Source organism: Mesorhizobium sp. ORS 3428, from assembly GCF_001854785.1.
Taxonomy (GTDB): domain Bacteria; phylum Pseudomonadota; class Alphaproteobacteria; order Rhizobiales; family Rhizobiaceae; genus Mesorhizobium.
This window is the reverse complement of record NZ_MDFL01000142.1, coordinates 15,580-37,118: the sequence shown is the minus strand read 5'-3', so window position 1 is coordinate 37,118 and position 21,539 is coordinate 15,580. Positions and strand designations below refer to the sequence as shown.

The window sequence follows — 21,539 nt, the reverse complement described above, 5'->3', positions numbered from 1 at the left end:
TGGACAAAGATGGTTAACCAAACCCTCCACCAGCCGCCGAAACGACGACCGTCCATACGAAAAAGAGCCCTCCATGGTCTCCGCCACGGTAAAATGCTCTCCCTCGCCCGCTTTTGCTGCCCGTTTTTGCGGGCCGAGTCAAGCAAACGAGAAGGCTTAACCCTTTCGGGTAGGGCGCCAGCTAAAAGCCGATTGAGGTCAAAAAACGGCAGCAAGGGCCTGCCGCGCGAGGGTGCGACATCGCAGCCCGAGGGGAAGCGCCGCGCGAACTCCGGCGCAAGAAGGAAGCGCCCTGCCGCCGGATCGAAAATCGACGGCAGGGCCGTCACCCCAGCTCTCGGGCCAGCATCCTGCGGCCTGCAAAGCGCGCGGAGCCGTTCAGCCTTTGAATCGCCGAACGGCTCCAACTATTTGTTTTTGCGCGATTCCGTGCGCTCCGGCAAACGTCCTGCGGTCACCGCGTCTCGTCCGGTCCGTCGGCGACGCCCACATGATACCGATAGACCATTCCCCAGCCCTTCCAGCCTGTGAACAGAAGGATGATGACGACGATCAGCGACAGAACAAGGCCGACCGGTTTTACCGCTGCCTCGCCATGAGCATATCGCGTGTACCAGTTGTAAAGCTCGATCAGGACGACAATGACGTTGCCGCCTGCGTGAAGCCATACGTCCCGAAGGCTGCGGATCTGAGCATCGCCCAGTATATCTGTCAGGCCGGCAAGAGCGGCCAGCGCGGCCATGACCAGACCTGCCCCGAGGAGCCAAAGCGAGGCGGTGACCCAGGCCGGATTGCCGGTTCGCCAGAAGACAAGGTCGCAAACGAAGGTCGCGACGAAGAAGGCGATCGGGAACGGTATCAGCATTGCATGGACAGGATGGCCGGCAATGCTTGCCGTGCTGTGCGGATTGTGGCTCATCGTTTGGTGGGTCATCGTAATGCCTCCCGGAGGCGTGGCGAGCGCCGCCTCAGGCCACAGCACAACTCAATCACGGGCTTGGCGGCAAAAGCCGGATATATGCAAACTCCGGTTACCTGCGATTGTTCCATAACCGAGCACGCCCGCGCGGGCGCATCAAAGGCGCTGCAGCAACACACGATATAGCGGCATATGCAGTTGTGCGCCCGCGGCCGAAAACGATCGGAAACAAGCAATTATGTGCTAGGCTCGCCAGCGTCCAACCGAACGCGAGTGCTGGCGATGCTGGAGACGGACAAGGTGTTTACCGGCTCGGTTCCGGAAAACTACGACCGCCACATGGTGCCGTTGATTTTCGAGCCATACGCCGCCGATCTTGCACGACGAGCGGCGTCCTTCTCACCCGGCGCTGTTTTGGAAACCGCTGCGGGCACCGGGGTTGTCACCCGCGCATTGGCGCCGAAGCTGCCCCTCGGCGCGAGCTACATGGTGACCGACCTCAACCAACCGATGCTCGACTACGCTGCCTCGCGACAAGGTCCCGACGGCCRCATTCAATGGCGCCAGGCGGATGCCCTGGCGCTGCCGTTCGAAGATGCGGCCTTCGATCTCGTCTGCTGCCAGTTCGGCGCGATGTTCTTTCCYGACCGCCCCGCTGCCTACCGCGAGGCAAAGCGGGTGCTGAAGCCCGGCGGACGTTTCTTGTTCAGCGTATGGGATCGCATCGAGGAGAACATATTCGCGGATGATGTGACGAACGCTCTCGCGCAGATCTTTCCGGAGGATCCGCCGCGCTTCCTGGCTCGCACGCCGCACGGCTACCACGACAGGGAGATGATCCGCGGCGATCTGGAGAGCGCGGGCTTCTCCCGCGTTGCGATCGACACGAGAGCCGAACAAAGCCGTGCATCCTCGCCGCGCATTCCAGCAATCGCCTATTGCCAGGGAACGCCTCTTCGCGACGAAATCGTGGCCAGAGATGCGGCCAAGCTGGAAGCCGCAACCGACTATGCCGCATCGGCGATTGCCGACAGACATGGCCGCGGCGAGGTCGCCGCCAAAATCCAGGCGCATGTGATCGTGGCTGTGGCCTAGAGCGCTTCAACTTCGTGCAAGGCGCCTGTCCGCCAAGCCGGGGACGGGTTTCGTCTTGCCGCTGAGCCGCGCGCCCAGGGTGAGCGCCCGCGGAAAATTGCGAACGACCGCCTCCATCAGTGCGGCGCCGCCGGGGCCAAGGGCCAGCCGGGCGATGCCTTCGGCGGCAAGGACCCGTGTCGAGAACAAGTCTCTCCAGGCCGCCTCGTAGCGCCTGCCGGCCGCTTCGCGCCCCGCCTGCCCTTCTGCCGCTTGGCTGAGTTCCTGCGCCAGAAGCCAGCCGGACTGAAGCGCCATCGAGATGCCCTCGGCGATGATCGGATGCGACTCGCCGGCGATGTTGCCGGCGCGGAAGATGTCACATTCATAGCCGGCGCGGATGCCTGGCCGGATCGGGCCGGCGGCGAGCCACGCACCGTCTCGGCGGGCGTCCTCCAGCGCGTCCCGCGCGCCCCGGCATGTCGTCCTGATATGAAGCTCGACGGCCTCGGCCGCCGAGACATGGCCGCCGCGCTTGGCGGCCAGGCTGGCGCGCAGCCGGGTGAGCATGTCGCGCCTGATGCAGCATGAGATGGACATGCGGCCGTGGTCGGCAAGCACCATGCCGCCATAGCCGCCGGGAAAGGTCAGCAGCGGCATCAGGTCGGGCGGCAGCGACGAGTTGGTGAAATGCGCCTTGAAGCCAAGCAGGTCCGGGGGACGGCTGGATTTTTCGAGTTGGCTCGGCAGCGGCCCCGGCTCCCACGAGCCATGCGCGGCGACGATCACCGGCGCACGTAGGATCATCTCCGCGTCGCCGGAGCTCCCGCTTGTTGCCTGGATTTGCACCACCTGGCAGTCGCCGTCGCGTGCGATGGCGACGGCGCGGCAGGGTTGGAAAACCTCGGCGCCGGCCGCGCGAGCCGCATCGAGCAGCAGGGTGTCCAACACGTCTCGGCCCAGCGCGCGGCCGAAGCCGTCTTTCGCAGCAGGCCCGGATCGCGCGCCCGGCATCGGCGCCTCGATGTCGGCGTCGCCGGAAAACAGCCCGACCCGGCGGATTTCAGGCCCGGCCTCGGCGCGCCAGGCATCGCCGATCTCCAGCCGGTCGAGAAGGGCAAGGTTGCTTGCCGAGATGTATTCGCCGCATACCTTGCGGCGCGGAAAGGCGCTCTTTTCCACGATCGCCACGGCCCAACCGCGCTGGGCAAGCGCCAGCGCCGCTGACGAGCCCGCCGGACCGGCGCCGATGACGATCGCGTCGTGCGTGGATGCACGGCTCATGGCGTATTTCCGGCCGGCATCTGCGCAGCGCCGACGAAGACATGGGAGAAAGGACCGGCGCGCCGCTCCTCCAAGGGCCTGCCGCCGGCGGCGCTCCAGAGGTCGGAAAGCTCCGGGCCGCGGAAGCCGGCGCGCACGCTCTGGGCGGCGTCGTGCCGGGTCACGTCATTGGCGCCGATCACAGCAAGAAGGCGGGTCGCGGCCAGCGCGAAGCCCGCCCGCAGCGGTTCGGTCGCCACGATGAGCGGAGCCTTGCGCCGCAGCAGCGTAAAGAGACGCAGCAACCCCTCGTCGTCGAAATGATGCAGGAACAGGTTGACCGTAATCGCGTCGAAGGACCTGCCCTGCGCCTGCTCCGCCCAGTCGAAGACGTCGGCGGTGACGGTGTCGACCGTCCACCCCAGCCTGGCGAAATCCGCGACGAGCGACGGCGTGACGAGACCGACGCGGTCGAGCATCGTCAGCTCCACGTCCTGCCAATCGCTTGCCATGCGCCGGGCCACCTTGAGCATGAAGGTGCCGTCGCCGGCGCCGATTTCCAGGATGCGGCCGGGCGGCGTGGCGATGAATTTCCGCAGGAGCGAAGCCATGATCGGCGCCTGGAACATCAGCGCGTTGATGCGGGCGAGATCGCGGCGCGAGCGCTGCGCCCGGAGGTCGTCGGCACCGAGCTCGTCGAGGACTTCCGGGATAAGGCTGCGTTGAGCGAGCGCATTCATGAGACGGTCCTGAACAGCATGGTCTCGGCCGTCAGCCCGGGTCCGAACGACATGCCGCAGCCGAGCAGACCGCCCGGCGCCTTGAGCATCTTCTCCATCACGAACATGATGGTCGGCGACGACATGTTGCCGTATTGGCGCAGCACCTCGCGCGACGGCTTGAGCGCGGCGGGCGCGAGGTCGAGCGCCCTCTCTACGGCGTCGAGAACGGTGCGCCCTCCCGGATGCACGGCCCAGAGGTCGATCGCTTCCGGGGCCCGACCGTCGAGGATGGCGTCCCGGTTGTCGCGGATAGCTTCCTGGACCGCTGCGGGCACCTTGCCGGAAAGCACCATGTCGAAGCCGTGGTTGCGGATATCCCAGGTCATCAGTTCCCGCTGCTCGTCTGCGACGGCGCAGCGGAAGGAGTGGAGCTCGATGCCGGGCGGCTCGGCGGTGACCAGTGCCGCGGCGCAACCATCGCCCCAGAGGCAGAAGGACAGCAACTTTTCGAGCTCGCTGGTTTCCCGCAGATGCAGCGTGCAGAGCTCGATATTGACCAGCAGGACCATGGCCTGCGGATCGGACCGGACGATGTGGCGGGCAAGCTTGAGGCCGTTGAYGGCCGCGTAGCAGCCCATGAACCCGATCATCGTGCGTTCGACGCCGTCCGGCAGGCCGCAACGTCGAACCAGATCGAGGTCGATGCCGGGCGCGGAGAAACCGGTGCAGGTGGTGACGATAAGGTGAGTGATGCGCGATGCCTCATCACCAAGTCGCAGTCCGTCGACGGCCTTTTGCGCCAGAATGGGCGCGGCTTCGCCGAACATCGCCATTCTGGCGGCCGTTCCGGGAAAGGCGCCGCGCTTGAAGGCGCCGGCAAGGTCGGCTGACGGCCCTTCGGGATCGCGAGCCGGGGCAAAGCAGGAAAAGCGTTGCTCGATGCCGGCCAGGCCGGCCATGCGTTCGAATATCCTCCTGCGATCGCCGTCCAGCATGGAGGCCGCATAACGCAGGTAGAACTGGTGGACTTCGTGCTCCGGAACTGCCGTCGCGATCCGGTTGATGTAGGCGTTGACAGRCATATTCCGTCTCCTTGGGCGTCGGACACGGGAGAACCGTGGCGCTGCTGTCGGAGGATTTTTGCTCATTGCAGCCCTGCGCCTTTCGGGCGCGCAGCGCGGACGCGGGCATTGAGCGTTGCCTGTTCGATAACGTTTTGGAGGCCGATTTCGTCCCAGGACATGGCTGGACAGGCATAGGATCGGCATCAAAACAGCGTGGCCTCGGCTGAGACTCGATGCCGYGCCCAGGGGGCGCCCAGGGGGGATCACGGGCCTGCGACTTGCAAAAGCGGGACTTTGGCGTCAGCCTGAGAGCGCAATGGCTCGACTGTCGCCAAAACACCTCCTGGTCGTGTTCCTCGCGGTCTTCTTGACCGCAGGTTTCAGCCTGTCGGCCGCGCAGGCCAGCGTCATGTCGGCCAGGATGGCGGGCGAGCACACCATGGCGAGGCCTGCCTCCGAGGGCATGGGCAAGATGGCCGGCGCCATGGACAGTGACTGCAAGGCGTGCCTCAAGGATTCGGACGGCAATACCGGGCCGATGCATTGCCTACCGGATTGCATCGCACCCGTTCTCGCGGTTCTGCCGCAGGGTCCGGTCATGGCGATCGTGCCGCGGATGCAGCGGCCATCGGCATTGCCCACCCCGTTGCTGCGCGGGCGAAGTTCCCTGCCCGACCCATCCCCTCCCCGACCCACAGATTTCGTCTGACGCCGCATCGGCTGCGCAGCAGCTGATGCGGCGTCTGATCGTCCGCGTCGCGCGCCGTCGCGCCGCGGACGCGCACGGCAATCCGGCTCATGCCGGAATATCCGTCGTCGATCGAGATCGCAGAGAGAAAAATGAATTCCGGTTCCAATCGTTTCCTGTCGCGCCGCGGCTTTCTCGCCGTGGCGGCGGGAGCCGCTGTGTCGCTGCCGTTGCGATCCGCCCGCGCGTCCGCCGTCGATCAACGCACCCTCAGGGCCGCGCCAAGCCAGGCGCAATTTGCCGGGCCCGATCGCGCGCCTACCCCGACCTGGGCATACAACGGCACTGTGCCCGGTCCGGTGCTGCGCCTGCGGCAAGGCCAGCCGGTTCGCATCACCGTTGAGAACGGTTTGGCCGAGGACACCACGGTCCATTGGCACGGGATCCGCCTGCCGAACGCCATGGACGGYGTGCCCGGACTGACCCAGCCGCCGATCGCGCCGGGAGCGAGTTTCACCTATGAGTTCACGCCGCCCGACGCCGGCACCTTCTGGTACCATCCGCATGCCGACAGCCTCGTGCAGCTCGGCCGCGGCCTTGCCGGCGCGCTGATCGTCGAGGAGGCAAAGCCTGTCGCCTTCGACCGCGACGTGCTCTGGTTCCTCTCGGACTGGCGGCTTACCCGCGACGCCAAAATCGCCGGCGGCTTCGGCAACATGATGGATGCGGGGATGTCCGGTCGGGTTGGCAACACGGTCACGTTAAACGGCCGCGTCTCCGGTGCGGAACCCGTGAGGGCCGGCGAGCGGATCCGGCTGCGCCTGGTTAACGGCGCGCTCGCCCGCATGATGGCCCTCGGCTTCGAAGGGCATCGTCCGACGATCATCGCGATCGACGGTCAGCCCTGCGAGCCGCACGAGCCGGAGGGCGGCCGGCTGCTGCTGGGCCCCGCCATGCGCATCGACGTCGTGCTCGAGATGCAGGGCGAGCCGGGACGTCTGTATGCGGTGACCGACGATTTCTACGACGGCCTTGCCTACACGCTGACGCAGCTGCGCTATTCCGGGGAGCCGCCGCTGCGCGCTCATCCTGCCGATGCGCCGATCGCGCTGCCGCTCAATCCGCTGCCGGAACCCGACCTGACATCGGCCGAACGCCACGAGCTGACGCTGCAGGGCGGAATGATGGGCGGCGGCATGATGCAGGGCATGGGAGGCATGGGCGGAATGGCGATGCCCGGCATGAACGGCGGCGCCGTCTGGGCGATCAACGGCATGTCGATGACGGGCGACGGCGACGCCCATATGGAACCCGCCCTCACCTTCAAGCGGGGACAGAGCGTCGTACTCACGCTCAGCAATCAGACGGCCTGGTGGCACCCGATGCACGTCCACGGCCACAGCTTCCGGGTGCTTTCCCGCAACGGCGAGAGCGTGCCGCACCGCCAGTGGCAGGACACGGTTCTTATGCAGCCCAAGGACAGGGTCGAGGTAGCGTTCGTCGCCGACAATCCCRGCCGCTGGATGCTGCACTGCCACGTCGCCGACCACCAGATGAGCGGCCTCATGACCGTCTTCCGGGTGACCTGATCCCTTCGCCTAGCAACCCTCAAAAGGAGAAATGACATGAAACTGACTTATGCCCTGACCGCCATCGGCCTCGTGATCGCAATGCCGCTGCCGACACTCGCCGCGACAATCAATGCGGTGATGTACAAGAACCCGCAATGCAGCTGCTGCGAGGCCTATGCCGCCTATCTCGAACAGAACGGCTTCAAGGTCGACATCAAGCCGGTCAACAACCTCTCCCAGATCAGCAGCGACGCCGGCGTGCCCGCCGACCTGGAAGGCTGCCATACGATGATGGTCGACGGCTATGTCGTCGACGGCCTGGTGCCTGTCGAGATCGTCAAGAAGCTCTTGGCTGAACGGCCGGCCATCGCGGGCATCACGCTCGCCGGCATGCCGACCGGCGCGCCCGGCATGGGCGGCGAGAAGGACGGAACCTGGACCATCTATGCCTTCACCAAGGACGGCAAGGCGCCGACCGTCTATGCGACGAAGTGAGGCTGGCTGGCAAAGATTGCGAAATTTGCTGTGAGGAAAGGGTAAAGCCGCATGTTCATCATGGCAAGGCAGACAGCCCCCCTGTCGCGGCGCCCTCCGCATGCTGCTCATCGCTCGCCTGGCGGGATGGTTCCTTTTCAATCCCGTCACTCGGGAAGCGGCGGTAGTGGCCGGCGAAATGTCCCAGGACCAGCTCGACCAGCGGATACACGACTACATACTGGCGCATCCCGAAGTGCTCATGGAGGCGCTGCAGATCGTGGATGTCTGGAACCTGTCCGACGGTTGCGGCGGGAATGGCTAACTGCTGCGGGCCGGCGGGCTGGGCCTGACCGCCTTGACGCAAATGCGTGAGGAGCTAGTTCCCCTTTTTCGACGATAAGCATCAGCGAAAAGCCTGCCTTCGCCTTCGCAAGGATGATTGGCGATGATGGACGGTTCAAACAGCATGTGGATGATGGGCGGCATGGCAATTGTCTGGGTGCTGGTGATTGTTGCGCTCGTGCTCGCGATTGCCGCGCTCRTCAAATACCTTCGGGCATGACGATCTGCACCCGCGACCTCAAAACGGGAAGCGCGAGGGAAGCATCAGCTCGCCGGGTCCGGTCCTGTTGGAGGTGCCGCAATGCTTGGAAATGCGCTGAGAGGCRCAGGCGCTTGAGGGCTCACGGTGACCCATCCGCTGGTGTGCTCAATCCCGCTTGACCTTCCAGCCACTGGAAGCCTTAGCTGAGCAAAAGGATCGCCTCGCGGCGTCCTTCCCAATCACGATCGAGGAGAAAAGGATRCATCGACGCGGCTTTCTGGCAGCGGGTCTCGCGACGGTCCTGTCGAGCTCGCGCGCGCTGGCGCAGATGAAGATGGACGGCATGTCGGACATGCCGGGCATGGACATGGGCGGCCATGCGGGTCATGACATGGGCGCCATGACGCATGGCCCCGCCGCGCTGCCCGAAGGTGAGGCACTGCGGGCATTGCCACCGCTTGCCAACGAGGCGGGCCGGCGGCCGGGTCTGTTCAAGGCGAGGCTGATGGCCCAATCCGCCACGGCGCGTTTTGTCGCCGACCGGGACACGTCGATCCTCGCCTATAACGGCATGAGCCCGGGCCCGATGATCCAGGCTTATGAGGGCGATAGTGTCGAGATCACCTTCGCCAACCGGATCGAACGCGAGCAAAGCACCATCCACTGGCACGGCATTCCGGTGCCGGCCGACCAGGACGGCAATCCGATGGATCCGGTTGCGGCCGGTGCCGACCGCGTCTACGCCTTTGAACTGCCGGAAGGCAGCGCAGGCTCCTACTGGTATCACCCGCATCCGCACGGCCGGACGGCCGAGCAAGTCTATCGCGGCCTTGCCGGCGCCTTCGTCGTGAAGGCGAAGGACGATCCCGTCCCGGTCGAATATGGCGACACGGTTCTTATGTTGACCGATCTTCGCCTTGCCGCCGACGGCTCGATGCCCGACAGCACCATGGCCGACCTGATGAATGGCCGCGTCGGCGACCATGTGCTGGTCAACGGCCAGAAGAACCCGCGGCTCAAGGTAGCGATGGGCGCGAAGCGGCGCCTGCGGCTCTACAACGCCACCAATGCGCGCTTTCTCAGGCTCGCCTTCGCCAACGCCGCGATGACGGTGATCGGCAGCGACGGCGGCCTGCTGGAGAAGCCGGTGGCAACCGACGAGATCCTGCTCAGCCCGGCCGAGCGCGTCGAGGTCGTCGTCGCCTTCGACCGGCCGGGCGCCGCCACCCTCACCACGCTTGACTATGACCGCGGCTGGATGGGCGCCGGCCGGCCGGCGGATGCCGGGCTGACGCTGCTAACCGTCGATGTGTCGGAAACCCCGGGAGAGGCGATGCCGCCCCTGCCCGAGCGGCTGAGGCCGATCGCGCCGCTTGGGGCTCCCACGGTCAGCCGCCGCCTCGTCCTCACCGAGACCATGGCGATGAACGCCAACGGCATGGAGATGGACTTCCTGATCAACGGCAAGGCGTTCGACATGGCGCGCGTCGACATCGTCGCCAGGGCCGGCGAAACCGAGCTGTGGGAAATCGTCAACAAGGCCGACATGGACCATCCGTTCCATGTCCACGGCACGCAGTTCCAGGTGATAGAGCGCGAGCGCGGCGGCAAGGTCGCGAAACCGCCCTATCTCGCGTGGAAGGACACGGTCAACGTCGCGCGCGGAGAGACGGTGCGGCTGCTCATCCGACAGGAGCGGCCGGGGGCGCGCATGTATCACTGCCACATCCTCGAGCACGAGCAGCTCGGCATGATGGGGATTGTCGACGTGCAGGTATAGGAGGTCTTCCATGAACATCAGCATCGCATCGGAACAGAGCGGCCTGCCTTCGAAGACGATCCGCTATTACGAGGATATCGGCCTGGTGCGCCCTGCCCGCACCGGCAACGGCTATCGCAACTACTCGGGAACCGACATCCACGAGCTGCGCTTCCTGCAGCGCGCACGCAGCCTCGGCTTTTCGGTCGACGAATGCCGCCAGTTGCTAGCGCTCTACCAGGACCGCAACCGGGAAAGCGCCGACGTCAAGGCGATCGCCGAGGCCAAGCTGGCGGAGATCGACCGAAAGATCGCCGAGCTCGCCAGCCTGCGCCGCGTGCTCAATCACCTCGTCGAGCACTGCCAGGGCGACGACAGGCCGGACTGCCCGATCATCGACGAGCTGGCCGGAGAGGGCATGGCGCATTGAAACGACGAACACTCGCCGCAGCGCTGGTGGCGTTTGCCTCGGCGTCCTTGCCGGCAGCCGCTGGCGGCACCGACACGCTCGTCAAGGCGCGCCAGGCCTCGATGAAGGAGATGGCGGCCGCCGCGAAGGCGATCGCAGAAATGTTTGATGGCAAGCGCGCCTATCAGCCGGAAGCCTTCAAGGCAGCGGCGAACACGCTGAGCGCCCGCACCGGTCCTGCCCTGATTGCCCAATTCCCTGAGGGCACGCTTGGCCCGCCGTCAGGAGCCAAGCCGGAAATCGACCAGGCCCGGGCCGATTTCGAGGCGCTCGCCGGCCATATCGGCCGGCTCGCCGATGCGCTCGCCGCCAAAGCCGAGAGGGCGCCGGCCGAGATCACCACTGACATGCTGATGGGCGCCGATCTGCCGATGGATGGCGGCAGCCTGCTCGGCAAGCGCCCAGGCGCCGCGCAAGACGATCCCGCCGGGATGCCGCCGGAACATATCCTGCACCTGGTCCTGCAGGATTGCACGAGCTGCCATTCCAGGTTCCGGCAAAAGCAGCAGTAGGGCTGTCGTCGGCTCAGCCGGCCATGTGGCGACGCACCGCTTTCCACTCCTGCCAGATCAGCCACATGACCACCGCATCGAACACGGTCAGCGCCAGCAGGCCCGGCGAATGCGTGTAGGAGTAGCGATAGACCTGGTAGACCATGAAAGCTCCGAGAGCCATGAGCGAGGCCGGATRGGACCACAGCTTGCCGCGCAACAGGCCGATGACCAAAAGCAGCTTAATCAGGCCATGGCTGAGCAGGTAGAAGGCGTAGAACTCTTTGCTCGCGACGGAGAAGTGGCTCGCCATCTGCGACAGATAGCCAGCTATGAAATCGTTCGGGTCTTCGATCAACTCTTCCTGGGTAAGGGCATTGACCCATGAGGCAATGGTATCGGTGGTGACGACATAGAGCAGGATGCCGCCGACGCATTCGATCAGCGCATGTGCCCCCTTCAGCCACACGCCGATCTCGAAGAGCTGATGGATGCGGCGCTCATCGACAGGCTTCAAGACCCAGCCCTCACAACAACCCAGGGAAATCAGATCGCATGGACGCAGCCTTAACCCATTGGATCAATGCCGCCGCCGGCGTCAGTCCGTTTCTTGATAGGACAATGATTGCCGTCTCGCAAATCGGCGTGCCGCTGATGGTGCTGGCGGTCGCCCTGCAATGGTGGTCGAGGACCGACCGCGCCCATGTGCGCCATGCCTGCCTGTCCGCCGGCCTCTCCTTCCTGCTGGGCCTCGCGATCAACCAGATCATCCTGCTGTTCGTCCATCGCGTCAGACCTTACGACGCCGGCGTCACACATCTTCTGATCGCCCCCAGCGCCGACTGGTCCTTCCCGTCCGACCATGCGACGGCGAGCATGGCGATCGTCGCCGCCTTCGCCATGCAGGCGCTGCCGCGCCGAACGCTTGCCCTCCTCGCCATGGCGTTGCTGATCTGCTGGTCGCGGCTGCATATCGGCATCCATTATGCCGGCGACGTCGTCGGCGGCGCCGGCACCGGGGCCGCGGCCGCCCTGGCGGCGCGGCTTTTCTATCGCGAGAATTCGCGGCTGGATGCCTTCGCGACGAGGATCCTCTAGGATGACCCCGCCGCGATTTTGACCGGTGCGCATCACAAAAGTGACGTTCTGGCCAAGCTATATTCCAGGTTCATGCAGCCAACATGGGGTTCCGGTCATGGATGCCAGCGAACTGCAGGCCATAGGCGACACGCTGATGCGCCTCGTCACCCCCGATATGACGCCGAAGGAACTGGTCAAGGCCGTCCGCAAGGTGCATCCCGACACCAAGAAGAAGGACATCGCCCGCGCCGCCTTCCACGCTATTATCGCCAATGCCGACCAGGACCTCGGCAAATCGAGGAACCTGCAGGCCTTCGCGCTTGCCGAGCGCACGCAGCAATCGGATTAGGACTGCCGACGATCGCTGCAAATTGCATCGATTGCATTGTGAGAAAATTAATCAGAGATTCCTAATGTTACGGGTCACCCGGCGACAATTTCCGGTGACGGCCCATGACCAAGAACCTCGGCAACGCCAAGCCCCTCGCCCCTGCGCGAGAGACCAAATCCTCGCCGCTCGGCAGGATCACGCCGGCGCTGTTCCCGCTGGCGGTCGCGGCGCTGGGCTATCTCGTCGGCAAGCAGTTCTTCGGCTTCTGACCCGCGGCCGGCCTTCGGCACCCACCGCTTCCCGCCAAACCGGTTGCAAAACGCAATCGTGCATGCATCCTTGGCGCCAGCAGATTGGAGGCGCCGATGGCGAGGATTGTCTATTCGATGCTGGTGTCGCTCGATGGCTACATTGCCGGGACCGACGGGAATATCGACCTGCCGATCCCTGAGGAAGAACTGCACCGGCATTTCAACGAGGAGATGCGGCGGACTGTGATCGCGCTCTGCGGGCGGCGCATGTATGAGACGATGCGCTTCTGGGACAGTCCCGACCGGGAGACCAGCGACCACGAGGTCGAGCGGGATTTCGCCCTCGCCTGGCGGGAAACGCCCAAGATCGTGTTTTCGACGACGCTCGGCGCCGTCGGCGCCAATGCCCGCCTGGTGGACCGCGACGCCGTGGGGGTGGGAAGGTCGCTCAAGGCGGAGACGGAGGGCCAGATCAGCGTCGGCGGCGCGGAGCTTGCCGGGCACCTGTCCCGCGCGGGGCTGATCGACGAATACCGGCTCTACATGCATCCGGTGGTGCTGGGCGGCGGCAAGCCGTATTTCCAGTCCGGCCTGTCGTTCGCGCTGACGCCGCTTGGCGCGGAGCGCCTTTCCCAGGGCGTGACACTGCTGCGCTACGCGCCGACCTGAGCATTCCAGGGAAAGTGTGCTGCGCAGTTTTAGGCGCCATGCATTAGGTTCGGCCGTTTGCGCCGCCCTCGCTGCTTTGGTCCTAGGGCCTAGGTCGTTCTTGCCCTTGCATGAGCATGAGCGCATGTTCGATGCAGCCGGCAGGCTCGCAAACTCCGGTCAGGCCCGGCCGCCGAACCCAATACACCCCCCCAGGCTGCCGGGCCGCCGGTGTCGCTTGCGTCCAGGACGCTGGCACTCTCCCCCTTAGCCTCGCCCTTTCAGCGATGTTCAGTGCTGTCTCCGGTTCGCTCTGACGCTTTCGACACGCRCTGCCGCATCGTTTCGCAAGAGAGCGCTCGTCATATCGAAGTCGAGTTCTGCCGAAACCGTCGACCCCAGGTTTCGAGGCCCGGCCTTATCCAATCCGGGCGGCCCTCGCCGGAATTCTGTATTTTCGATTTCAAGTCTGCCCGCATCCCGCGACTGTGCTCGTACTAAAGGCAAATCGGCGGAAGCTTGCTGCAACCCATCGGGGGTAAATCGTATTTATTGTTCAAGGATGCAAATTCTCGGGACAAGAGAGCTGCAACTGCACATGGTGGTAGGCGAACCTGACAGTGTCCGCGTGAAATTCATCAACGGCCAATGGCTGGTGCGGGTCGTCGAAGGCGGCCGGCTGACCCATCAGCTGTTCGACATCCACGAGGAAGCCGAAGCCTTCGCCGAGGAAGAACGCCTCCGGCTGGGGCTGCCCGGCGAGCCGCCGGCCGCGGAGCCGGTGGAGACAAAGCGGCGCGGCGGGCGCGGGCGCTGACAAATCCGACGGCCAAGCGACCGGCGCGGTTCATCCCGCCACGGGATGGTTTGCGCTTTCTCGCAAATTGCGGGTAACAATCGGGCACGGGGAATGCTGCCGATGTGCAATCTTTACAACATCACCACCAGCCAGGAGGCGATCCGCCAGTGGACGCGGACCTTGCGCGACATCTCCGGCAATCTCGAGCCTTCGGTCGATATCTATCCCAACCAGCCGGCGCCGGTCGTGCGCAATGCTGCCGACGGCAGCCGCGAGCTCGCCAGGCTGCGCTGGGGCATGCCGACGCCGCCGGAGCGGATGCGCGGCAACGCCGATTCCGGCACCACCAACATCCGCAACCCGCAATATGCCCACTGGCTGCCCTATCTCGGCGTAGAGAACCGCTGCGTGGTGCCGGTGACGAGCTTTGCCGAGCCCTCGCCGAAGCCGGGCGACAAGGATCCCGAAACCGGTGTGCAGAAGAACTTCTGGTTCGCGCTGAGCGAGGACCGGCCGCTGTTCTTCTTCGCGGGCCTGTGGACACCCTGGCACGGCGTGCGCAAGGTGAAGGAAGGTCCGGGCGACCACGAACTCTATGGCTTCCTGACCACCAGACCCAACGCGCTGATCGCACCGATCCACGAGAAGGCGATGCCTGTGATCCTGACCACTGAGGAGGAAACCGAATTGTGGCTGACCGCGCCATGGTCGGAGGCGAGGAAGCTGCAGCAGCCGGCGCCGGACGACGCGCTGGTGATCGTCGAGAAGCCGGCGACGCAGATCAAGTTTCCCGCAGAGCCGCCGGCGCAGGGGTCGTTGTTTTAGCAAGAACTATCGCGCCAGCAACCATTCCTTGTGGCGGCGGTCGAGTATCGGCTGGATCGTCGCGTAAGTTTCCCACCCATCCGCAACGGAATAGAGTGATTCCCCGTCGGGAAAGGCATAGCTGTAGTCGGCGATGTACGAGACAGGATCCCCATCGGGAGCGTCGTAGTAGCTGGCTGCGAACAAATTGCCGTCGTCACTCAAGTCATCGTCAGTGAACTTGCCGTCGCAAACGTCAAGGAACCACTGTCGTGGGGTTAGGCGTCTCGATCTCAGACTTTCCAGCTCGGCCGGAAAATCGCCAGTATGCATCTCCCCGGCCAATCCGTTCAAAGCTGCCCAGGCAACAAACATCGCAATATGTGTGGCACCAGCTTCGGACGGTAGCTCGCGTGGAAAGTCTCCTCCGAAATGCCAAGATGCATCATCATACTTCATAACGAAGCCCCCACCTCCTGGCAGGCTATGCCCTTCATGACCGGTGGGCACAACACAACTGTGCTCGTCTCCTCTGCCCACCGCCTCACCCCCTCGCCTTCTGCAGCACCCAGATATAGCCCTTGGGCGGACGGTCCTCGTGGATGAACTGCGTCTTCACCTCGGTGTCCTTGCGGCCGCAGCGCTTGCAGCGGAAGCGGATGGCTTCGAGCGGCTTGTTCCAGCCCACCGCCTTGGCCACGTCGTTCGCCTTGAAGCGGCCGACATGGCAGCAGTGGCGGCATTCGACGATGAGCAGCATGTTGGCCTTGGCCGCCCGGCCAACGCTGTCCATGGGTCCGGCCATCTCATGTCCGGTCGCAATAGTCCTCGGGCAGCGGCAACAGGCCGAGCCAGGCGGCGCGGAAATCGGGTTCCCTGCCCGCCACCGCGCCCATCACTTCGTGCAGCCTGTCCACCAACCCGTTGAGCCGCCAATAGATTTCGCCATTGGCCTTGAGGTGCAGCTGCGCCTCAAGCACGGTCTGACGCAGTTGCAGCGCGTCACGGATGATCGCCTCCGCGTCCGACTGGAACAATCTGTCAAAACGGCTCTTCCGTCTGCCCAATGCGGCTCTCCCTGATTTCGAGCAACCGCCCCACCTGCTGACAAAATAGGAACCCATTCCTGCGGGAGTCAATTCGTCCTTGACATTTTTGTTCCCTTTTTGTTCATATCCACACGACAGCCACGGAGCGACCGCCATGGATCACATCGTCAGGCTCGACAGTCGCCAGGAAGCGGCGCTCCAGGTGATCGCCGAGCGCTTCATCGCCGAGCACAAGGGCGATGCGGTGAAGGCGCTGAAGGAGATGATCGTGCTCAACGGCCATCTGCAGGAAAGGCTCGATGCGCTTGGCGCGCAGCGCAGAGGTGGGCTCTGATTTTGCCTGGTAACGTGGGATAGGTCGGCGCTCTACGGCGCCCCCCTCTGTCCTGCCGGACATCTCCCCCACTTGGGGGGAGATTGGCAGCTTCGGCGCCCCGCTCAGTCATGCTACGTCGGCCATTGGCGAAAGCCAGTGCGCGGGCTGATCTCCCCCAAGTGGGGGAGATGGCCGGCAGGCCAGAGGGGGGCGCGAGGGAATGCGACCTCGGCGATTGGCGGAAGCCGAAAATCCTACGCAGGTACGCGCTTCAGCGCCTGGGCCATGCAGTGGATGCCGCCGCCGGTCTTGGAGATCTCGCTCATGTCGACCGCCGCGACCTCGAAGCCGCGCGCCTTCAACTGGCCGATCAGCGTCTTGCTCGAGGTCGGCGCGATCACCCTGTCCTTGCCGAGCGACATGAAGTTGCAGCCGAGCGCCATCGTGTCCTGGAAGGRCACGTCGATGATCTCGTGGCCCTTGCCCTTCAGCCAGTCGACGGTGCCGGGCTCGGTGCAGGCGAGGCAGACGGCGGTGAGCTTTTCGGCGATCGGCACCACCATCAGGTCGATGTGGACATAGTATTCGTCGATGAAGGCGATGCGCGTCTCCCAGCCTTCCTTGTCGAACCAGTCCTTGACCTGGCGCGCGCCCTCTTCCTGGGTGCGGGCGCCGCCGCAGCCGATCAGCACCACGCCTTCCTCGATGACGTTGAAGTCGCCGCCCTCGAAGGTGCCGGCCGTCACCATGTCGTAGATCGGGATGCCGAGCTTCTCATAGGTGCRGATCGCGGCATAATTCTCGCCGCGTCGCCACCAGTTGGCCATGGCGGTGATGAAGGCGCCGTATGGCGTCATGACGCTGGAGTCGCGCGAATAGACCTGCATGGGGAGTTCCGGCGTCGGCTCGTGCCAATGGATATTGACGCCGAAATGCTCATAGGCGGCGACGAGGTCCTTGTGCTGCGCCTGCGCGATCTGGATGTTGCAGGGCGCCTCGCGCAGGTGTTTTCGGGACAGCGAGCTGGTCGAGAGATGCCTGAGGAAATTGGGCGAGCCGAGCAGCACGTCGGTCAGAACATCGGTCTCGTTGGCGAAGCCCCAGGCAGTCAGCGGGTTGGTGYCGCCATTGGGATTGCGGCGCTGCAGCGAAAAGGGCTCGGCGACGATGCGGTCATGGACGGTCATGGGATTCTCCTCGAGCTGATATTTGTCATGCGGTGGAAGTGGCCGGAATCCACCAGTCGCGCCCGCGCGGCGTGGTGACATATTCMGGCCAGCGGAAGTTGATCGGGGGTTCGTAGTCGCAGAGCGGCGCGATCCAGTTCGAGCCGCCGATGCCGCCGCCTGTGCGGGCGACGAACTCGTCCATCGCGGCGTCGCGCGCGGCCTTGTCTTCCAGCAGGCGAAGCGCGGTCAGCGCGACCGTCTTCGCGGCGCAGATGACCATCGGGTCGATGGTGGCGGGAATGCCGCCCAGCGCATTCATCACCCAGGCCGGGTAGGCGTGGCCGTTCGCCGAACGCAGCGCCGGACGCGCGACGTAGAAGCGCGACGTCGGCGCGTGCCAGCTCATGTCGGTGTAGTCGTCGGAGGTCGAGTTCACCTGCGAGGGCGGCAGATCGCGGCGCAGGATCGCCTCGGCCTCCTGCGGGGTGATCAGCCGCTCCAATTCGTCGATGAACGGGTTCTCGGTCGCCTCGCCGCCGGCATTGACCTGAACCTCGCGGGCGATGCTTTTGGCATGCTCATCCCAGCGCGGCGGGCCGACCGCCGCGAGCGCTTCATAGGTGATCCCCGCCATGGCGTGGTTGGCGAGGCCCTGCCGCGACTTCGACACCCAGTGACGCTCGTAGCGGCAGCCGCTCATCTTTGCCGCCGCATCGGCGTTGCGGTCGAGCACCGCCGTCACCTGCTCGGCCATGGCAATGGTGGGCACCCGGATCATGTATTGGATTTCGGCGAGGCCCGCCGGCAGGTTGTCGGCGGTCGCCTGCCCGGCGGTCAGGATCGCCTCGCTGATCGACCAGCCGCCCTGGTGCGTCAGCATGGAATCGCGCAGCGCCTTGGAGGCCATGTACATCATCATCAGCGCGTCGTTGGCGCCGGGCGCCCTCACCGCCGAATGCGCCTGCGGGATGGGCGCGCCGCCGCTTGCGCGCGCCCAGTTTTCCGGCTCGTCGCAGATGAAGCGGTAGATCATCGCGTAGGCGGCGCCGCAATGCGTGTCCCAGCGCGCCGTGTTGCAGAGCGGCAGCATGTAGAAGGGATGGAAGGAGATCATGCCGGCAAGGCCGTCATAATAGCCCTTGGCGGCATGGATCGGCTTGGAGCCCCTCACCTTCTCGGCCGGCTCGCCGGTGAAGCGCAAGGTGCCCTTTATGCCGTGCTGCTGCATCGCGGCCTTGGTGGCGAGCAGCCCGCCGAGGCTGCCGATGCCGAGGCCCGAATGCGGATCGGTGTGGCCGCCGGCCTCGACGCCGAGCCCCGCGCGCGGCCGCTTCACCGTCGCGGCGTCCTGGCAGTTGCCGGGAACGGCGTCATATTCGGCATACATGCCGATGGTCGGGCCGTCGCCGTTGGTCCAATGGGCACAGAAGGCGGTCGGCATGCCGCCCGAGCCTTCCTCGACCGAAAAKCCTTCGCGCTTCAGCCGGTCGACATACCAGGCGGCCGACTGGTACTCGCGCCAGGCCGTCTCGCCGAAATCGAAAATGGTGCGGGTCCAGGCCGACAAAAGCGGCTGGATGCCGTCGATGCAGGCGAGCGCGGTTTCTTGTGCCGAAGTCGTCACCGGTTCCTCCATGCCTCAAAGAAAGCAGTGAAGCGGCTCATCAAAAAGTGATATGTTTTCCCGGCTCGTGCAAATTCGGTTCACCTGAGGCCTCTTGCGAATACCTTCCACGCAGGCGCTGCGCGCCCTCGACAGCTTCGCCCGTCACGGCAGCGTGTGGCGCGCCGCCGACGAACTCCACCTCACCCGCAGCGCCGTCTCGCATCAGCTTCGGCTGCTCGAGCGCGAGCTCGGCTTCGATCTCCTGCAACRCATCGGCAAAGGGGTGGCGCTCACCCCGCGCGGCCAGCGCTATGCGGCGGACGTGCGCAAGGCGCTCACCGTGCTCGGCGATGCGATGACGCAGAATTCCGGCACCGGGGTCGGCGGCTCCTTCGCCATCTCCTGCCCGCCGGGCTTCGCCTCGATGTTCCTGTGCACCCATATCGGCGAGTTCCAGCAGATGTATCCCGACGTTGCGCTCTCGGTGCTGACGCCGCGGCGGCTCGACGATGTCAGCAATCCGGAGGCCGACGCCTTCATCGCCTTCGGCGTCGGCAACTGGCCGAACCGGGCGGTGGAACTGCTTTGCGAAGTCTCCTTCACGCCGCTCTGCAGCCCGACGCTGCTCAACAAGGTCGGCGGTTTTTCCAAACCCGCCGACGTGCTGCGCGCCAACCTGCTGCATCTCAGCGACACCGAGGACTGGGCGCGCTGGCTGGCGCTGTCCAAGGTGGAAAACCCCGATACAGAAGGCGGCATCTTCTTTTCCGACATGAACCTCGTCTTCTCGGCGGCGATTGCCGGCCAGGGGATCGCCCTGGGCGACGAATTGACTGGCCGCCGGGCCCTGAGCGAGGGCCGGCTGGTCAAGCCGTTCGAGGCGTCGGTGCCCTCGCCGCGCTCCTATTACCTGGTCTTCGAGCATGCGAAGGCTGGGCATCCGGTGCTCAATGCCTTCAGCGACTGGCTGAGGGCCACGCTGTCGGAGAGCCAGCTAGCGAAGTACTGAGATTAGCCGATCTCCCCCCTTGTGGGGGAGATGTCCGGCAGGACAGAGGGGGGCGCTGTCCCGCCAGCCTATCAGCCATTTTTGAACGCGCCCGTCGACGGATTGTCCCGACAACCGATCATTGCAAAGGCAGCGTTCCGTCGCGCCCCCCTCTGCCCTGCCGGGCATCTCCCCCACAAGGGGGGAGATCGGCAGCGGCAGCGTCGCCTCCCTCCCCCATCCGTGAATCAAATTTGCCGATCAGGCGAAAACTATTCGGTTGCGGTGAGCCGCCGGCGTGCCTACGATTTCGCCCGAGACTGAGGAAGAGGCAGGATGCAGCAACCCGGCCGGGCCGCAGAAATCAAGGCGAAGGGAATCGGCAAGAGCTTCGGCTCGTTCCGGGCGCTGGACAATCTGACGCTCGACATAGGCCGCGGCGAGTTCCTGACGCTGCTCGGGCCATCGGGTTCCGGCAAGACCACCTTCCTGATGATCCTTGCCGGCTTCGTGCAGCCGAGCGAAGGCCGCCTCTTTAGCGACGGCACCGACATCACCGACCGGCCGGCCGAGCAGCGCGCCGCCGGCATGGTGTTCCAGGGCTATGCGCTCTTCCCGCATATGAGCGTGGAGCAGAACATCGCCTTCCCGCTCAAGGTGCGCAGGAAGACGGCTTCGGAGATCAAGCTGCGCGTCGGCGAGATGATCGAGCGCGTCGGGCTGAAGGGCCATGAGAAGAAGCTGCCGGCGCAGCTTTCGGGCGGCCAGCAGCAGCGCGTGGCGCTGGCCCGCGCGCTGGTGTTCGAGCCGGGCGTGCTGCTTCTCGACGAGCCGTTCTCGGCGCTCGACAAGAGCCTGCGCGGCCAGATGCAGGCCGAGATGAAGCGCCTGCATCAGGAGACCGGCACCACCTTCGTCTTCGTCACCCACGACCAGAGCGAGGCGCTGGCGCTGTCGTCGCGCGTCGCCATCTTCAACCAAGGCAAGCTCTTGCAGGTTGGCAAGCCTGACGAGGTCTACGACCGGCCGGCCAACCGCTTCGTCGCCGAGTTCCTGGGCGAGATCAACATGCTGCCGGTAAAGGGCGTCAAGCCCGCCGACAATGGCGCGACGGGCCTGTGCGAGGATCGCGCGGTCAACATGCGCTGCAAGGCGGAAGCGATAAAGGGCGACGCCATCCTCGCCATCCGCCCCGAGCACATGTCGATCGCACGCGAAGCTTCGGCCGGCGAGAACGGCATTGCCGCCACTGCGGTCGCCTCGACTTATCTCGGTGCGGCGACCAAGCTCGACCTCACCACGCGCCACGGCTCGAAGGTCACCGTCTCGGTGCCGAACGAGGTCGCGGCCGCGGCCTTGAGCAAAGGCAACTCCGTCTGGCTGACCTGGCCGGCGGAAAAAGGTTTCCTCCTTCCGGACGGAGGACAATGAGCGCCGGCGCGGCCTGAACCGGCCGC

The 21,539-nt window shown here is 65.1% G+C and carries 27 protein-coding genes; 17 read left to right on the top strand and 10 right to left on the bottom strand.

All coding sequences use genetic code 11. The annotated features are described in order from the left end of the window. Positions 1–454: 454 nt before the first annotated feature. Complete coding sequence (locus ORS3428_RS24470) at positions 455–919, bottom strand: DUF2231 domain-containing protein (RefSeq protein ID WP_071100866.1); 465 nt, start codon at positions 917–919, stop codon at positions 455–457. 282 nt (positions 920–1,201) lie between these two features. Between ORS3428_RS24470 and ORS3428_RS24465 the strand changes: the two genes are divergently transcribed. Then, entirely contained in the window at positions 1,202–2,014 is an 813-nt protein-coding gene (locus tag ORS3428_RS24465; protein WP_071100876.1) for a class I SAM-dependent methyltransferase, read from the top strand. 6 nt (positions 2,015–2,020) lie between these two features. Here ORS3428_RS24465 and ORS3428_RS24460 read toward each other — a convergent pair whose 3' ends face one another. Genes ORS3428_RS24460 through ORS3428_RS24450 form a run of 3 tightly spaced genes read right to left on the bottom strand, consistent with a single transcriptional unit; the run spans position 2,021 to position 5,060 of the window. Next, the gene (locus tag ORS3428_RS24460) at positions 2,021–3,277 is read right to left on the bottom strand and encodes an NAD(P)/FAD-dependent oxidoreductase (protein ID WP_071100865.1); all 1,257 of its coding nucleotides are present in this window, start codon (positions 3,275–3,277) and stop codon (positions 2,021–2,023) included. Then, positions 3,274–3,996 carry a methyltransferase domain-containing protein gene (locus ORS3428_RS24455; protein WP_071100864.1) on the bottom strand — a complete coding sequence of 241 codons (723 nt, stop codon included), beginning with the start codon at positions 3,994–3,996 and terminating at the stop codon, positions 3,274–3,276. Before ORS3428_RS24455 ends, ORS3428_RS24460 begins: the two co-directional genes overlap by 4 nt. Further along, a complete protein-coding gene (locus ORS3428_RS24450; RefSeq protein ID WP_071100863.1) occupies positions 3,993–5,060 on the bottom strand; it encodes a type III polyketide synthase in 1,068 nt (355 codons plus the stop codon). Before ORS3428_RS24450 ends, ORS3428_RS24455 begins: the two co-directional genes overlap by 4 nt. 298 nt (positions 5,061–5,358) lie before the next feature. On the opposite strand from ORS3428_RS24450, the gene ORS3428_RS24445 reads away from it, so the two are divergent. From ORS3428_RS24445 to ORS3428_RS24415, 7 genes are all read left to right on the top strand, one after another. Beyond that, positions 5,359–5,751 carry a hypothetical protein gene (locus tag ORS3428_RS24445; protein ID WP_071100862.1) on the top strand — a complete coding sequence of 131 codons (393 nt, stop codon included), beginning with the start codon at positions 5,359–5,361 and terminating at the stop codon, positions 5,749–5,751. Between the two features lie 131 nt (positions 5,752–5,882). After that, the gene (locus ORS3428_RS24440) at positions 5,883–7,319 is read left to right on the top strand and encodes a multicopper oxidase family protein (protein ID WP_083355277.1); all 1,437 of its coding nucleotides are present in this window, start codon (positions 5,883–5,885) and stop codon (positions 7,317–7,319) included. Between the two features lie 36 nt (positions 7,320–7,355). After that, a complete protein-coding gene (locus tag ORS3428_RS24435; protein ID WP_071100860.1) occupies positions 7,356–7,796 on the top strand; it encodes a DUF411 domain-containing protein in 441 nt (146 codons plus the stop codon). 100 nt (positions 7,797–7,896) lie between these two features. Beyond that, entirely contained in the window at positions 7,897–8,100 is a 204-nt protein-coding gene (locus ORS3428_RS24430) for a hypothetical protein (RefSeq protein WP_071100859.1), read from the top strand. A gap of 556 nt (positions 8,101–8,656) precedes the next feature. Beyond that, a complete protein-coding gene (locus ORS3428_RS24425) occupies positions 8,657–10,102 on the top strand; it encodes a multicopper oxidase family protein (protein ID WP_244508085.1) in 1,446 nt (481 codons plus the stop codon). A 10-nt stretch (positions 10,103–10,112) separates the two neighbouring features. Next, on the top strand, positions 10,113–10,511 hold the full coding sequence (gene cueR, locus ORS3428_RS24420; protein WP_071100858.1) for a Cu(I)-responsive transcriptional regulator: 399 nt from the start codon (positions 10,113–10,115) through the stop codon (positions 10,509–10,511). Continuing rightward, positions 10,508–11,062 (top strand): cytochrome c, encoded by a 555-nt coding sequence (locus ORS3428_RS24415; protein WP_071100857.1) that lies wholly within the window; start codon positions 10,508–10,510, stop codon positions 11,060–11,062. Before cueR ends, ORS3428_RS24415 begins: the two co-directional genes overlap by 4 nt. 13 nt (positions 11,063–11,075) lie before the next feature. Here the strand turns inward: ORS3428_RS24415 and ORS3428_RS24410 are convergent, their stop codons facing one another. Next, entirely contained in the window at positions 11,076–11,558 is a 483-nt protein-coding gene (locus ORS3428_RS24410; RefSeq protein WP_071100856.1) for a DUF2127 domain-containing protein, read from the bottom strand. A gap of 38 nt (positions 11,559–11,596) precedes the next feature. Between ORS3428_RS24410 and ORS3428_RS24405 the strand changes: the two genes are divergently transcribed. The 6 genes from ORS3428_RS24405 (at position 11,597) to ORS3428_RS24385 (ending at position 14,975) form a co-directional block, all read left to right on the top strand. After that, positions 11,597–12,139 (top strand): phosphatase PAP2 family protein, encoded by a 543-nt coding sequence (locus ORS3428_RS24405; protein WP_071100855.1) that lies wholly within the window; start codon positions 11,597–11,599, stop codon positions 12,137–12,139. Positions 12,140–12,236: 97 nt separating this feature from the next. Beyond that, on the top strand, positions 12,237–12,470 hold the full coding sequence (locus ORS3428_RS24400; protein ID WP_071100854.1) for a hypothetical protein: 234 nt from the start codon (positions 12,237–12,239) through the stop codon (positions 12,468–12,470). A 104-nt stretch (positions 12,471–12,574) separates the two neighbouring features. After that, positions 12,575–12,721, top strand: coding sequence for a hypothetical protein (locus ORS3428_RS33580; protein ID WP_172833725.1), 147 nt, complete (start codon positions 12,575–12,577; stop codon positions 12,719–12,721). A 96-nt stretch (positions 12,722–12,817) separates the two neighbouring features. Then, positions 12,818–13,372: a dihydrofolate reductase family protein gene (locus ORS3428_RS24395; RefSeq protein ID WP_071100853.1), complete on the top strand. Its 555-nt coding sequence runs from the start codon at positions 12,818–12,820 to the stop codon at positions 13,370–13,372. 607 nt (positions 13,373–13,979) lie between these two features. Next, positions 13,980–14,168 carry a hypothetical protein gene (locus ORS3428_RS24390; RefSeq protein WP_172833724.1) on the top strand — a complete coding sequence of 63 codons (189 nt, stop codon included), beginning with the start codon at positions 13,980–13,982 and terminating at the stop codon, positions 14,166–14,168. 102 nt (positions 14,169–14,270) lie between these two features. Then, the gene (locus ORS3428_RS24385) at positions 14,271–14,975 is read left to right on the top strand and encodes an SOS response-associated peptidase (protein WP_071100874.1); all 705 of its coding nucleotides are present in this window, start codon (positions 14,271–14,273) and stop codon (positions 14,973–14,975) included. A gap of 6 nt (positions 14,976–14,981) precedes the next feature. Here ORS3428_RS24385 and ORS3428_RS24380 read toward each other — a convergent pair whose 3' ends face one another. From ORS3428_RS24380 to ORS3428_RS24370, 3 genes are all read right to left on the bottom strand, one after another. Further along, positions 14,982–15,413, bottom strand: a complete 432-nt coding sequence (locus ORS3428_RS24380; RefSeq protein WP_071100851.1) for a DUF7832 domain-containing protein — start codon at positions 15,411–15,413, stop codon at positions 14,982–14,984. Between the two features lie 85 nt (positions 15,414–15,498). Then, entirely contained in the window at positions 15,499–15,759 is a 261-nt protein-coding gene (locus ORS3428_RS24375; protein ID WP_071100850.1) for a hypothetical protein, read from the bottom strand. A 1-nt stretch (position 15,760) separates the two neighbouring features. Then, the gene (locus ORS3428_RS24370; protein WP_131802944.1) at positions 15,761–16,021 is read right to left on the bottom strand and encodes a hypothetical protein; all 261 of its coding nucleotides are present in this window, start codon (positions 16,019–16,021) and stop codon (positions 15,761–15,763) included. A gap of 136 nt (positions 16,022–16,157) precedes the next feature. Between ORS3428_RS24370 and ORS3428_RS24365 the strand changes: the two genes are divergently transcribed. Then, entirely contained in the window at positions 16,158–16,337 is a 180-nt protein-coding gene (locus tag ORS3428_RS24365) for a hypothetical protein (protein ID WP_071100848.1), read from the top strand. A 236-nt stretch (positions 16,338–16,573) separates the two neighbouring features. Here ORS3428_RS24365 and ORS3428_RS24360 read toward each other — a convergent pair whose 3' ends face one another. Together ORS3428_RS24360 and ORS3428_RS24355 are read right to left on the bottom strand one after the other, a co-directional pair. Further along, positions 16,574–17,506, bottom strand: coding sequence for a dimethylarginine dimethylaminohydrolase family protein (locus ORS3428_RS24360; RefSeq protein WP_071100847.1), 933 nt, complete (start codon positions 17,504–17,506; stop codon positions 16,574–16,576). 25 nt (positions 17,507–17,531) lie between these two features. Beyond that, positions 17,532–19,124, bottom strand: a complete 1,593-nt coding sequence (locus ORS3428_RS24355) for a peptidase M20 (protein ID WP_071100846.1) — start codon at positions 19,122–19,124, stop codon at positions 17,532–17,534. Between the two features lie 82 nt (positions 19,125–19,206). On the opposite strand from ORS3428_RS24355, the gene ORS3428_RS24350 reads away from it, so the two are divergent. After that, complete coding sequence (locus ORS3428_RS24350) at positions 19,207–20,103, top strand: LysR substrate-binding domain-containing protein (protein ID WP_071100845.1); 897 nt, start codon at positions 19,207–19,209, stop codon at positions 20,101–20,103. A 315-nt stretch (positions 20,104–20,418) separates the two neighbouring features. Further along, positions 20,419–21,513, top strand: coding sequence for an ABC transporter ATP-binding protein (locus ORS3428_RS24345; protein WP_071100844.1), 1,095 nt, complete (start codon positions 20,419–20,421; stop codon positions 21,511–21,513). The last annotated feature ends 26 nt before the right edge of the window (positions 21,514–21,539 follow it).

Excerpts from the sequence above, each read along its gene's own strand:
- ORS3428_RS24470 (WP_071100866.1), bottom strand. The coding sequence starts at position 919 with ATGAGCCACAATCCGCACAGCACGGCAAGCATTGCCGGCCATCCTGTC.
- ORS3428_RS24460 (WP_071100865.1), bottom strand. The coding sequence starts at position 3,277 with ATGAGCCGTGCATCCACGCACGACGCGATCGTCATCGGCGCCGGTCCG.
- ORS3428_RS24455 (WP_071100864.1), bottom strand. The coding sequence starts at position 3,996 with ATGAATGCGCTCGCTCAACGCAGCCTTATCCCGGAAGTCCTCGACGAG.
- ORS3428_RS24445 (WP_071100862.1), top strand. The coding sequence starts at position 5,359 with ATGGCTCGACTGTCGCCAAAACACCTCCTGGTCGTGTTCCTCGCGGTC.
- ORS3428_RS24435 (WP_071100860.1), top strand. The coding sequence starts at position 7,356 with ATGAAACTGACTTATGCCCTGACCGCCATCGGCCTCGTGATCGCAATG.
- ORS3428_RS24430 (WP_071100859.1), top strand. The coding sequence starts at position 7,897 with ATGCTGCTCATCGCTCGCCTGGCGGGATGGTTCCTTTTCAATCCCGTC.
- ORS3428_RS24425 (WP_244508085.1), top strand. The coding sequence starts at position 8,657 with ATGGACGGCATGTCGGACATGCCGGGCATGGACATGGGCGGCCATGCG.
- cueR (WP_071100858.1), top strand. The coding sequence starts at position 10,113 with ATGAACATCAGCATCGCATCGGAACAGAGCGGCCTGCCTTCGAAGACG.
- ORS3428_RS24405 (WP_071100855.1), top strand. The coding sequence starts at position 11,597 with ATGGACGCAGCCTTAACCCATTGGATCAATGCCGCCGCCGGCGTCAGT.
- ORS3428_RS24400 (WP_071100854.1), top strand. The coding sequence starts at position 12,237 with ATGGATGCCAGCGAACTGCAGGCCATAGGCGACACGCTGATGCGCCTC.
- ORS3428_RS33580 (WP_172833725.1), top strand. The coding sequence starts at position 12,575 with ATGACCAAGAACCTCGGCAACGCCAAGCCCCTCGCCCCTGCGCGAGAG.
- ORS3428_RS24395 (WP_071100853.1), top strand. The coding sequence starts at position 12,818 with ATGGCGAGGATTGTCTATTCGATGCTGGTGTCGCTCGATGGCTACATT.
- ORS3428_RS24385 (WP_071100874.1), top strand. The coding sequence starts at position 14,271 with ATGTGCAATCTTTACAACATCACCACCAGCCAGGAGGCGATCCGCCAG.
- ORS3428_RS24380 (WP_071100851.1), bottom strand. The coding sequence starts at position 15,413 with ATGAAGTATGATGATGCATCTTGGCATTTCGGAGGAGACTTTCCACGC.
- ORS3428_RS24375 (WP_071100850.1), bottom strand. The coding sequence starts at position 15,759 with ATGGCCGGACCCATGGACAGCGTTGGCCGGGCGGCCAAGGCCAACATG.
- ORS3428_RS24365 (WP_071100848.1), top strand. The coding sequence starts at position 16,158 with ATGGATCACATCGTCAGGCTCGACAGTCGCCAGGAAGCGGCGCTCCAG.
- ORS3428_RS24345 (WP_071100844.1), top strand. The coding sequence starts at position 20,419 with ATGCAGCAACCCGGCCGGGCCGCAGAAATCAAGGCGAAGGGAATCGGC.